The sequence below is a fragment of the Stenotrophomonas sp. HMSC10F07 genome (assembly GCF_001807895.1).
GTDB lineage: Bacteria > Pseudomonadota > Gammaproteobacteria > Xanthomonadales > Xanthomonadaceae > Stenotrophomonas > Stenotrophomonas sepilia.
Genome location: NZ_KV791342.1, coordinates 9,469 through 20,890, shown reverse-complemented (window position 1 = coordinate 20,890; position 11,422 = coordinate 9,469). Strand labels below are relative to the sequence as shown.

Genomic DNA, 11,422 nt, shown 5'->3' with positions numbered 1-11,422 from the left:
AGCCCATGCTCGGCTGCCGCTCCTGCCGATGACAGCCGAGCATGGGCTCGGCTCTACAGAAACAAAGGCATGGCAAGCAGTAAAACGTGATGACCGGGTCAGCGTGTGACCGCGTCCGCGGCCTGGAAGGCGGCGTCGAACAGGCGCTGTACCGGCGGCCCCATTTCCCCGGCCAGCAGCGCCAGGAGGAACAGGCCCAGCAGCAGCGAAACCGGCAGGCCCAGCTGGATCGGGTTCAGCGCAGGGGCGGCTCGCGCCAGGACACCGAAGGCCAGGTTCACCGCCAGCATCGCCACGGTCAGCGGGATGGCCAGGGTCAGCGCACCGCGCAGCACGGTCAGCAGGAAGGTCGGAGCGATGCTGAAGAAGGCATGGGGATCAGGCAGCGGGGCGCCAATCGGCAGCGCGCGATAGCTGTCCACCAGCAGCGAGATCAGCGCCAGGTGGCCGTTGGCGGTGAAGAACAGCAGCCCGAACAGCAGATAGAACCACTGTCCGATCACGCCGGAGGTACCACCGCGCAGCGGGTCGCTCATCTGCGCGAAGGCCAGGCCGGTGCCCTGCGCGATCAGTTCGCCCGCCATCGCACCGGCTTCGAACACCAGCCGCAGCAGGAAGCCGATGGATACGCCAATGGCCAGCTCGCGCGCGATGGTCAGCACCGTGGCGGCGTCGAAGCCGGTCCAGTCCGGCACCGGGGGCAGCAGCGGGGCCAGTGCGATGGCCAGGGTGCCAGCCAGCACCATGCGCACCCGTGACGGGACGGCGCGGGTCCCGACCATGGGCATGGCCATGGCCACAGCGCCGATGCGCAGCATGGTCCACAGTACGGTGCCGATCATGCCGAAGGCCTGAAGGCCGTCGGCAGCCATCTGGGTGGCGGCGTCCATCGAAGCGCGTGTCCTAGCCGATCAGGTGCGGAATTCGCTGGAACAGCAGCGTGGTGAATTCAACCAGGTGGCCGATCAGCAGGCTGCCCAGTGCGAACAGCACTGCGGTCAGCGCTGCAGCTTTGGCGACGAAGGCGATGGTCGGTTCATTGAGCTGGGTCGCGGCCTGCACGACACCAACCACCACGCCCACCACCAGTACGGTGAGCAGCAGCGGGCCGGCCACCCACAACACGGTGATCAGGCCGCCACGCAGTTCAGTCAAGGCAAGTTCGGGAGACATTCGGATTCCATCTGCTCATGTAGAGTCGAGCCCTGCTCGACTGCGCGTTACGGGGGATATCAGGCCGGATTGAAGCTCGCCGCCAACGTACCCACGGTCAGCACCCAGCCATCGACCAGCACGAACAGCAGGATCTTGAAGGGCGCCGATACCAGCATCGGCGACAGCATCATCATGCCCATCGACATCAGCACGCTGGCAACGACCAGGTCGATGATCACGAACGGGATGAAGATCAGGAATCCGATCTCGAAGGCGGTCTTCAGTTCACTGGTGACGAACGAAGCGACCAGCACCGGGAACGGGATCGCGTCGGGGCTGGCGTAGGTGCCATGCCCGGCGATGCCGGCAAAGGTCATCAGGTCGGTCTCGCGGATCTGCGCCAGCATGAAGCCGCGCAGTGGCTGCGTGGTCAGCGTCCATGCGGTCTGGAAGTCGATGTCGCCGTTGAGGTAGGGCGCCATGCCCGCGCTCCACGCCTTGTCCCAGGTCGGCATCATCACCATCGCGGTGAGGAACAGGGCCAGGCCCAGCAGCACCTGGTTGGACGGCGTCTGGCCGGTACCCAGCGCCTGGCGCAGCAGGCCCAGCACGATGATGATGCGGGTGAACGAGGTCAGCACCAGCAGCATCGACGGGATCAGGGTGATCGCGGTCATCAGCAGCAGGGTCTGCAGCGGCAGGCTGACCGGCTGGCCGCCGATCTTGCCGACGTTGACGTCCGGCAGAGGGGTGGCCGGAGCGCCGGGTGCGGCGAACGCCAGCGCCGGCAACAGGCACAGGGCAAGCAACAGCAGCCACGGCGTCAGGGTGGCGAGACGGGTACGGGGGACACGCATGTCAGGGATCCTTGCGCAGCCGCTGCTGCAGCAGCTGGGCGAAATTCGGCAGGTTCTTGAAGTCCGGCACGCGCACCGGTGCAGGGGGCGGCAGCGGCTCGGGCAGGGCGTGCAGGGTGTTGATGCCGCCGGCGGTGACGCCCAGCAGCAGTTGCTGGCCATTGACCTCCACCACCACCACGCGCTCCTTGGCGCCGACACTGAGGCTGGCTACCAGCTTCATGCCTTCGGCCGGGCGGAAGCCACTGCCAGGCATGCGCTTGAGCAGCCAGCCCAGGCCGATGACCAGGGCCAGCACCGCCAGCAGCGCCAGCACCGCACCGAACAGGCTGGGTGCGGCGGCCGCATGCTGGCCGACCTGCGGGCCGATCGGCGCGGCGGCCTTGCCGACCGCGAGCAGGGTGGAGGCCAGCAGGCTCAACGCAGTCTCCGGATACGCTCGCTGGGGCTGACCACGTCGGTCAGGCGCACGCCGAAGCGGTCGTTGATCACCACCACTTCGCCGTGGGCGATCAGGGTGCCGTTGACGAACACGTCCAGCGATTCGCCTGCACCGCGTTCCAGTTCCACCACCGACCCCTGGTTGAGCTGTAGCAGGTTGCGGATCGGCAGGCGGGCACGACCGACTTCCAGCGACAGGGTCACCGGCACATCGAGGATCACGTCCAGGTTCAGGTCCGGACCATTTGCCTCATCGGCCTGCAGGCTGCTGAACTGGGCCGGGGTCGGTTCGAGGGCGTCGATATCGTTCATTGCGGGTCTTCCTGGATGACGGGTACGCGCGGGCGGGTGCCCGGCGGATGGGTAGCGGTGATCTTCACGGCGTTCATGCCGTTGGCGATGCCGAACTCGCCGGTGAACACGGGGATGTTCTCCACGCACAGCGGCACCTGCGGGCTGAGCTCGATCGGCAGGATGTCGCCGACCTTCAGCTGGGTCAGGTCGCGCAGGGTCATGCGCTTGCTGGCCAGCACGCTGGACAGGGTGACTTCGGCGACGTTGAGCTGCTCACGCAGGGTCTTGCCCCAGCTCTCGTCGCGGTCGTTGCGGTCGCTCTGGATGCCGGCGTCGAGCAGTTCGCGGATCGGTTCCAGCATCGAGTAGGGCAGGGTGACGTGGATGTCGCCGCCGCCCCCGTCGAGCTCGACGTGCAGGCGGCACACCACCACATATTCGCGCGGGGTCACGATGTTGGCGAAATGCGGGTTGATCTCCGAGTTGATGTACTCGAAGTCGACATCCATCACCGGTGCCCACGCTTCGCGCAGATCGGCGAAGGTCTGCTTCAACAGCAGGTGGATCACCCGCATTTCAGTAGCCGTGAACTCGCGGCCCTCGATGCGGGTGGGGGAGCGCCCGTCGCCGCCGAAGAAATTGTCGACGATGGCGAACACCAGGGTCGGCTCGAACACGATCAGGCCGGTGCCGCGCAGCGGCTTGAAGCGGATCAGGTTCAGGTTGGTCGGTACATACAGCGAGTGCATGTAGTCGTTGAACTTGATCAGTTCGATGCCGCGCACCGACAGTTCGGCCGAGCGGCGGATCAGGTTGAACAGGCCGATCCGCCACAGGCGCGCGAAGCGCTCATGGACCATTTCCAGGGTCGGCATGCGACCACGGATGATGCGGTCCTGGCTGGCGAAGTCGTACGAGCGCGCTTCGCCAGACGGGGGTTCCGCATCGGTCTCGACCGCGCCACTGTCCACGCCGTGGAGCAGGGCATCGATCTCGTCCTGGGACAGCAGATCATTCATCGGTGGGCCCTTACTGGGTCACGAAGCTGGTGAACAGCAGATCGTCGGCGCCGTTGCTGCCGGTCTCGGCCTTGAGTACCTTCTGCACCTCGGCCAATGAGGCGGCCTGCAGCTTCTGCTTGCCGGCGACATCGGCGATCTGGTCCGGGCTGACCTGCGAGAACAGCATCAGCAGGCGCGCACGGATGGCCGGGGCGTGGGTCTTGATCGCTTCCAGCGCGGCCGGGTCGCGGGTCATCAGCTGGACCTCCAGCTGCAGGTAACGCGGGCCGTCGACCGGGCCATTGAGGTTGACCACGAAGGCCGGGTCCAGCGCGAAGTACTGTGCCGGGGCTGGGGTCGCGCTCTTCTTCGGCGCCTGCGCGGTCTTCTCTTCGTGCTTGGACTGGGTGAAGAACCACACGCCGCCACCGGCGGCAGCGGCGGCCAGTACGGCCACCAGCGCGGTGATCAGGATCGGACTACGCGGCTTGGCGGCCTTGTCCTTCTCTGCGGTCTTCTTGGTTTTGTCAGCGGCTGCGGCCACGGGTGAAGCTCCTGAGGGTTGCTTCACCGGGATATGCAAGGGGCGTGCCGAAGGCCGGGCAGCGGGACGCGACGGAATTCCGTCAGGGTGTGGGTGGGGCCGAGCGGAGCAAGCTCCGCACCCACCAACGCGATACCGGTGGGTGCGGCTCTATTGCCCGGCTGCCCTGGTGGGCGCCGACCGCTCTGCGCTGGTGGGTGCCGACCCTGGTCGGCACGGCTGTCAGGCGTAGGCGTCCAGCAGTCCGCGCTGGCGGATCAACTGCGCCGACGACACGCTGGCATCGCCCGGCGTCGGTTCTCCGTCGCCGATGATGCCGCTGCCACCGGGCTGGCCCGGCGCATTGCCGTCACCACCCGGTGACTGGTGGCCGACATCGGCGTGGGCCAGCTGGAAGCCCTGTTCGCCCAGCAGCTCGCGCAGGCGCGGCAGGCTGCTTTCCAGCGCTTGCCGCACGTCCACGTGCGGGCTGCTGAAGCTGGCATGCACCTTGTCGCCGTTCAACTGCAGGCGCACGTCGACCGGGCCCATGTCGTCCGGGCTCAGGCGGATGTGGGCGTGGCCGATCTTCTGGTCGGCCAGCCAACCCAGGCGTGCGCCGATGGCCTGGTCGAAGCCATCGTCACCCAGCACGGGTTTCGGCGTCGGCTCGCCATTGAAGATCGCATTGCCGGCGGCGAGCGCCGCCTTGAGGTCCTGTACGGCGGCTGCTGCCGGGGCGTGCAGCAGGGGTGTGCTGGCGCGGTCGCCAACGGCGGCCACGTCGCTGCCTTCGCCGCGCTCGCTGCGCTTGCCGGGCAGGATCATCTCCGGCAGTGGCAGCGCCGTGGCATCGTCCGCACTGGTCGCCGCCGGTTTGGCGTCAGCCGCCACTGGGGTTGTGGTTGCCGTCGCCGGCGCGTCTGCAGGCAGTGTCGGGTTCGTGGCGGGGGCAGCAGCAGGCAGCGCGCTACCGTCGCTGGCCAGCGCCGGTGCAGCGGTGGTCGGCAGAGCAGCGGCCGGATCGGCAGGCATCGGCATCGCCAGCACCAGGCCGGCCAGGCCGGGCGGTGGCCACGGGGCGTCCTCGGTCGCGGCGGGCTTGTCCTTCTCGGTGCCGGGTCCCGCTGGGGTCACGGCAACGGGTGGCAGCGACGGCGTTTCAGCAGTTGCCGCTTCGGCGCCCGCATTGCGTTCATCCGGTGCCTGGCCATTGCTGTCGGCGGTCGATGGTTGGCTCGGCGTGGATGGCATCGGTGTCGTGGCGCTCCCGGCTGGCGTGGGTGCAGACGGTGCGCCGCCCTGCAGCAGCTGGCTGAAGTCCTTTCCGCCTTCGCTGCGCGAGGCGCGTGCGGCACTGTTGCTGGTGGCGGGCGTGGCCGTGTTGGCGCTGCTGGCGAGCGGGGCGGGCATCACGAGCGGCCTCCCTGCTCGGCGCCGTCCTGGTCTTCGGCCTGCACCAGGCGTGCACGCCGTGCGCCAATGTCGTCCATCTCGCGCTGGTCGCGGCGGTCGGTCACCACCTTTTCCTGCGCCCGGTAGCTGGCGGCCAGCTGCTCCAGCACCGCCTTGTCACGGCTGGCCAGGATCAGGCGTGCGCGCTCGGCCTCCACTTTTTCGCGGTTGCCATTGACCGTGGCCTGCTGCTGCTCGACCGCGCTGTCCAGTCGATCGAGGAAGGCGCGGCGGTTGAGCAACTGTGCCGGGCTGGTCGCCGCCATCTGTGCGTTGGCGTACTCCTCGGCATAGCGGCGCAGTTCGTCCAGTCGCGAGAGATGGGTGTCGAGCACGCGCTGGCGTTCGGCCAGGTCGCGGGCGACCGCGTCCTCATGTTCCTGGGCCCGCTTGAGCAGGGGATCGATGCGCTTGGACTGGTTCATGGCTTAACTCTCTTGTTCCACCAGGCGCTGCAGCGCCGCCTGGCTGTGCGGGAGATCTGCGGCCTTGGCAACGTCCTGGCCGAGGAACTCCATGATTTCCGGCCAGCGTTCCAGGGCTTCGTCGGTGGCCGCGTCGTTGCCGCGCTGGTAAGCACCGATCGCGATCAGGTCCCGGTTGGCCGAGTAGGCCGAGACCAGTCGCTTCAACTTGCGGATGCGCAGGCGCCACGGTTCGTCGGCGATTTCCGTGACCACGCGGCTGACCGACGACTCGACGTCGATGGCCGGGTACAAGCCGCTGTCGGCCACGCGGCGCGAGAGCAGGATGTGGCCGTCGAGGATCGCGCGCGCGGCATCGGCGATCGGATCCTGCGGATCATCGCCTTCGGTCAGCACCGTGTAGAACGCGGTGATCGAGCCACGGCCCTTGGCGCCATTGCCGGCGCGTTCGACCAGTGCCGGCAGCTTGGCGAACACCGACGGCGGATAGCCGCGGGTGGTCGGCGGTTCGCCGACCGACAGGCCGATCTCGCGCTGCGCCTGGGCGAAGCGGGTCAGCGAGTCCATCAGCAGCAGCACGTTCAGGCCCTGGTCGCGGAACCACTCGGCAATGGCGGTGGCGCGGTAGGCACCATGCAGGCGCGCCAGCGGCGGCCGGTCGGCAGGGCTGGCGACCACCACGGCGCGGCGAAGGCCTTCCTCGCCCAGCGTGGTCTCGACGAAATCGCGCACTTCGCGGCCGCGTTCACCGATCAGGCCGACCACGATCACGTCGGCGGCGGTGTAGCGGGTCATCATGCCCAGCAGCGTCGACTTGCCGACGCCGGATCCGGCGAACAGGCCGACGCGCTGGCCGCGGCCGATCGGCAGCAGCGCGTTGATCGCGCGCACGCCCACGTCCAGCGGCTGGGTGATCGGTTCACGCGCCAGCGGATTGATCGACACGCCGGCCATGCCAACATGGCCTTCGGCGCGGATCGGGCCCTTGCCATCCAGCGGCACGCCGTCGCTGTCGATGACGCGGCCGAGCAGGCCTTCGCCCACTTCCACGCCGCCCCGGCGCGCCGATGGCACCACCCGGGCATTGGGCAGCAGGCCATGCAGTTCGGCGCTGGGCATCAGGTAGGTGCGCTCGCCGGCAAAGCCGACCACTTCTGCATCGACCCAGCCACCGTCGACCACTTCCACCTTGCAGCTGGCACCCAGCGGCGCTTCGCAGCCGACCGCTTCCAGGGTGAGCCCGACCGCACGGCGCAACACGCCCTCGCGGATCAGGCCGCGACCATGCGCGGTGTCCACGCGCAGGCCATCCAGGCGCCGCGCCAGGCGCAGGTTGCGGGCTACGGCCCAGTCGGCCGGCGGCGGAGTGGTTTGCGGTCCGACGCTCATGCGGTGGCTCCGGTCTGGCGGATCACCGCATCCAGGGCCCCGCGCAGGCGGGCTTCCAGGGTGCCATCGATGCGCACGGCTTCGGCGTGCACGCGCAGGTCGCCACGGCTGAGGCTGGTATCCGGTACCAGGCGCTGCGCCGGTGAAAGGTTCAGCAGCGGGGCGAGGGCAGCGATGTCATCCGGGTGCAGCCGCACTTCCACCTCGCGGGTGCTGCCCCCCACGGCGTCGATCGCTTCGCCGACCAGCTGCGCCAGCAGTGCCGGCTCGGCTTCGTAGGCGCGGCCGACCAGTGCGCCGGCGATGCGCACCGCCAGTTCGCCGAGTGCACCGACCACTTCGTTCTCCAGCCGCACCAGCGGCCGGCTGAAGTTGTCCAGGATCCCTTCGATCTGCGCGGCGAGCCGACGTACTTCGGCCTGGCCCTGGCCGTAGCCGTCGGCATGGCCCTGTTCGAACCCTTCCTTCTCGGCGCTGTCCTGGATCGCCTGGATCTCTTCAAGGGTCGGCAGCTGCAGCGGCGGCTCCGGTTCGTGTTCCGGATCCGGCTCGGTGAGTTCGAACGCATCCTCCTGCTCCAGCACTGGTTCGGGCTGGGCCAGCAGGTCCGGGGCAAGCCAGCGCACGACGTTGCTCACAGCATGGCCTCCGCGCTGCCACCAATGGTGACGGTGCCTTCATCGGCCATGCGCTTGACGATCGCCAGGATCTCGCGCTGCGCGCCTTCGACGTCGGACAGGCGCACCGGGCCGCGGGCTTCCATGTCCTCCAGCAGGATCTCGGCCGCGCGCTGCGACATGTTGCGGGTGATCTTGTCGCGCACCTTGATGTCGGCGCCGCGCAGGGCCAGGCCCAGGCGCTCGCCGCTCACCTCGCGCAGTACCAGCTGCATCTCGCGATCGTCCAGGTCGACCAGGTCGTCGAACACGAACATCAGGTCCTGGATGCGGTTGCTCAACGGCGCATCGATGCGCGCGATTTCGCCCAGGATTGCCTGGTCCTGGCCGCTGTCCATGAAGTTCAGGATGTTGGCCGCGCACTGCACGCCGCCGATGTTCGACGACTTCAGGTTCTGGTTGCCGGCGAACTGGCGCTCCATGATCTCGTTGAGTTCATTGAGCGCGTTCGGCGGAATACCGTCGAGGGTGGCGATGCGCAGCAGCACATCCACGCGGGTACGGTCCGGCAGCAGCTTCAGCGCGTCGGCGGCCTGGTCGGTTTCCAGGTGCGCCATCACGATGGCGATGATCTGCGGGTGCTCGTTGCGCACCAGGTCGGCCACTGCACGCGGGTCCATCCACTTCAGCGCGTCCAGGCCGGTGGTGTTGCGGCCGAGCAGGATGCGGTCGATCAGGTTGCCGGCCTTCTCGCTGCCCAGCGCCTGCACCAGCATGTTGCGGATGTAGTCATCCGAGCCCACGCCCAGCGAGGTCTTCGAGCCCAGTTCCTGGCCGAACTGGTCCATCACCCGCTCCACCTGCTCGCGGGTGATGTCGGTCATGGTGGCCATGGCGATGCCGATCTTCTGTACTTCCTTGGGTTCCATGTGGCGCAGCACTTCGGCCGCATCCAGCTCACCCAGCGAAAGCAGCAGCACGGCCGCGCGCTGTACTCCGGTCAGTTGTGCCTCAGTCATTGGCCACCCAGCCTTTGACCACCTGGGCCACGCGCTTGGAGTCGGTCTTCACGGCTTCACGCGCCATCCGCAGTCGTTCCTCATATGAATCCACCGGCAGAGCGAGCGCATCCGGTCCGCCCAGGCTTGCCCGGTCGGTGCCCAGCGCTGGCAGCGCAATGCCATCGTCATCGACCAGCTGCACATCCGCCGTATGCGGCTCCAGCGCCTGCTCGTCTGCCTTCCTGCTCTGGCCGGTGATCGCGCGCAGCGCCGGGCGCAGCACGCCGAACAGCAGCGCCAGCACCACCACCGCGCCCAGCAGCATGCGGCCGGCATCGTGCACCCACGGCAGCTCCCACCAGGCCGGGCCTTGTTCGGGCGTGGTCTCGCGCACGAACGGGGCATTCATCACCGACACGGTGTCGCCACGCTCGGCGTTGAAGCCAACGGCCTGCTTGACCAGCGCCTCGACGCGGGTCAGTTCGGCGGCCGACAGCGGCTGCGGGCTCATCTTGCCGTTGGCGCCGGCGCGCGGCACGTTGTCCACCAGCACCGCCACCGACACGCGCTTGATGCGGCCGGCCGGCTGGCGGGTGTGCTGCAGGGTGCGGTCCAGCTCGTAGTTGCGGGTGGCGTTCTTGCTGCTTTCGGTCGGGGTCTGCGCGGTGGCCGGCGCGGCCTGCTGGCCCGGCGGACTGTTGCTGGTGGCACCCGGCACGCCCTGCGGACCCGGCGTGCTGGTGGTGTTCTCGCTCATCTGCTCGCTGCGCAGCTTCTGCGGTTCACCGTTGTAGAGCTCACGGGCTTCCTCGGTCACCGAGAAGTCCATGTCCACGCTCACTTCCGGGTTGACGCGGCCGGGGCCGGTCATCGGCTCCAGCAGTTCGCGGATGCGCTGGTTGAAAGAGGTTTCCTGGCGCCGCACCTGCTCGAACTGCGCGGCGTTGACCGCCGCCTCGCTGTTCGGGTCGGTGATGCTGAGCATGCGCCCGCTCTGGTCGACCACGGTCACCCGTTCCGGCGCCAGGTCCGGAATGCTGGCCGCGACCATGTGCACGATGGCGTCCACCTGGCTGCGTTCCAGCTGCTGGCCGCCCCGCAGTTCCAGGGTGACCGAGGCGCTGGCCACGTCACGCTGGCGGGTGAAGGCGCTGGGCTTGGGAATGGCCAGATGCACGCGTGAATCACGTACCGGGCGCAGCGTGTTGATGGTGCGCGACAGCTCGGTTTCCAGCGCGTGCTGGTAGCGCGCGCTTTCCACGAACTGGCTGACGCCGAAGCCCGGGTCGCGTTCCATCAGCTCGAAGCCGAGCTTGCCACTGTCGGTCAGGCCGGAGCCGGCCAGCTTCAGGCGGGCGTCGTGCAGGTTCTTTTCCGGCACGGTGATGCCACCGGTGGCCGGATCGAGCGCGAACGGAATCTGCGCGGCGCGTAGCAGGTCGGTCGCCTCAGCGGTCGCCTTCTGGTCCAGGCCGGTGTACAGCGGGACCATGCCCGGCTTCTGTGACCAGAAGAACACGGACAGGCCTGCCGCCACCGCCACCGCGATCATCGCCATCAGGCCCAGCCGACGGGTGATCTGCAGACTCTGCAGGCGGTCGAACCATTGCCCGGCCTTCTCGGCGTTCAGGCTGTCCTTGGAGAGCGTCAGTGCCATGCGTCAATGTTCCTTACAGCGGCATGTTCATCACGTCCTGGTAGGCCTGGACGAGACGGTTGCGGACTTCCACGGTGGCGCGGAAGGCGATCTGGGACTGCTGCGAGGCGACCATCACCTTGGCCAGGTCGGCGCTGGGGTCGCCCATTTCAAAGGCCTTGGCGAGGGCGCCGGACTTCTGCTGCGCATCGTTGACGCCGGCAATCGCACCACGCAGGGTTTCGGTGAAGCTGGCCGGCTGGGCCTGCGGCGCGTCCAGCACCGTGCCCGGCAGGGCGTTGCTGCGCGGCGTTTCGCCCAGCGGGTTGAGCGCCGGCTGCCCCATCTGGGTCTGATAGGAGCGGATCTGCGAAAGGATCGAAGTGACGGAGTGGGACATCTGCAACGGTTCCAGAAACAGGGATGGGGTTGTCTGCTGGAGCAGGTGCAAGTGCCGTGCCGAAACCGGTTTTCGATTCAGTGAAGTGAGGAGGTTGGGTGTGCGTGCGGGGTTGCACCCCGCTCCCCGCAGTAGTGCCGGTCGCTGGCCGGCAACCTCAACAGCAACAGCTGGGTTTTCCGTGGGATGGCGGTGTGGGTCCGGTTGCGGGGGACGCCGTAAACCCGT

At 68.1% G+C, this 11,422-nt stretch carries 14 protein-coding genes; all 14 read right to left on the bottom strand.

Going from position 1 to position 11,422, the window contains the following annotated elements:
- Positions 1-98: 98 nt before the first annotated feature.
- Positions 99-890: a flagellar biosynthetic protein FliR gene (gene fliR / locus HMPREF3114_RS04715; RefSeq protein ID WP_053498614.1), complete on the bottom strand. Its 792-nt coding sequence runs from the start codon at positions 888-890 to the stop codon at positions 99-101.
- Between the two features lie 13 nt (positions 891-903).
- On the bottom strand, positions 904-1,173 hold the full coding sequence (locus tag HMPREF3114_RS04710; protein ID WP_005413254.1) for a flagellar biosynthetic protein FliQ: 270 nt from the start codon (positions 1,171-1,173) through the stop codon (positions 904-906).
- Between the two features lie 59 nt (positions 1,174-1,232).
- Positions 1,233-2,012 (bottom strand): flagellar type III secretion system pore protein FliP, encoded by a 780-nt coding sequence (gene fliP / locus HMPREF3114_RS04705; protein WP_053498612.1) that lies wholly within the window; start codon positions 2,010-2,012, stop codon positions 1,233-1,235.
- A 1-nt stretch (position 2,013) separates the two neighbouring features.
- On the bottom strand, positions 2,014-2,412 hold the full coding sequence (gene fliO, locus HMPREF3114_RS04700) for a flagellar biosynthetic protein FliO (RefSeq protein ID WP_176746369.1): 399 nt from the start codon (positions 2,410-2,412) through the stop codon (positions 2,014-2,016).
- Between the two features lie 17 nt (positions 2,413-2,429).
- Positions 2,430-2,765 carry a flagellar motor switch protein FliN gene (gene fliN / locus HMPREF3114_RS04695; protein ID WP_005409543.1) on the bottom strand — a complete coding sequence of 112 codons (336 nt, stop codon included), beginning with the start codon at positions 2,763-2,765 and terminating at the stop codon, positions 2,430-2,432.
- Positions 2,762-3,766: a flagellar motor switch protein FliM gene (fliM, locus tag HMPREF3114_RS04690; protein WP_070489231.1), complete on the bottom strand. Its 1,005-nt coding sequence runs from the start codon at positions 3,764-3,766 to the stop codon at positions 2,762-2,764. Before fliM ends, fliN begins: the two co-directional genes overlap by 4 nt.
- Before the next feature lie 10 nt (positions 3,767-3,776).
- Positions 3,777-4,292 (bottom strand): flagellar basal body-associated FliL family protein, encoded by a 516-nt coding sequence (locus tag HMPREF3114_RS04685; RefSeq protein ID WP_005416435.1) that lies wholly within the window; start codon positions 4,290-4,292, stop codon positions 3,777-3,779.
- Between the two features lie 222 nt (positions 4,293-4,514).
- A complete protein-coding gene (locus HMPREF3114_RS04680) occupies positions 4,515-5,684 on the bottom strand; it encodes a flagellar hook-length control protein FliK (RefSeq protein WP_053498608.1) in 1,170 nt (389 codons plus the stop codon).
- On the bottom strand, positions 5,684-6,151 hold the full coding sequence (fliJ, locus tag HMPREF3114_RS04675) for a flagellar export protein FliJ (RefSeq protein WP_005416437.1): 468 nt from the start codon (positions 6,149-6,151) through the stop codon (positions 5,684-5,686). The genes HMPREF3114_RS04680 and fliJ overlap by 1 nt, the downstream gene beginning before the upstream one ends.
- A 3-nt stretch (positions 6,152-6,154) precedes the next feature.
- Positions 6,155-7,540, bottom strand: a complete 1,386-nt coding sequence (locus HMPREF3114_RS04670; RefSeq protein ID WP_049412897.1) for a FliI/YscN family ATPase — start codon at positions 7,538-7,540, stop codon at positions 6,155-6,157.
- Positions 7,537-8,178 (bottom strand): FliH/SctL family protein, encoded by a 642-nt coding sequence (locus HMPREF3114_RS04665; RefSeq protein ID WP_053498606.1) that lies wholly within the window; start codon positions 8,176-8,178, stop codon positions 7,537-7,539. Before HMPREF3114_RS04665 ends, HMPREF3114_RS04670 begins: the two co-directional genes overlap by 4 nt.
- Positions 8,175-9,161 carry a flagellar motor switch protein FliG gene (gene fliG, locus HMPREF3114_RS04660; protein ID WP_024958226.1) on the bottom strand — a complete coding sequence of 329 codons (987 nt, stop codon included), beginning with the start codon at positions 9,159-9,161 and terminating at the stop codon, positions 8,175-8,177. Before fliG ends, HMPREF3114_RS04665 begins: the two co-directional genes overlap by 4 nt.
- 7 nt (positions 9,162-9,168) lie before the next feature.
- Positions 9,169-10,815 carry a flagellar basal-body MS-ring/collar protein FliF gene (gene fliF, locus HMPREF3114_RS04655; protein ID WP_049412900.1) on the bottom strand — a complete coding sequence of 549 codons (1,647 nt, stop codon included), beginning with the start codon at positions 10,813-10,815 and terminating at the stop codon, positions 9,169-9,171.
- Between the two features lie 13 nt (positions 10,816-10,828).
- The gene (gene fliE, locus HMPREF3114_RS04650) at positions 10,829-11,194 is read right to left on the bottom strand and encodes a flagellar hook-basal body complex protein FliE (protein ID WP_005409552.1); all 366 of its coding nucleotides are present in this window, start codon (positions 11,192-11,194) and stop codon (positions 10,829-10,831) included.
- Positions 11,195-11,422 lie beyond the last annotated feature (228 nt).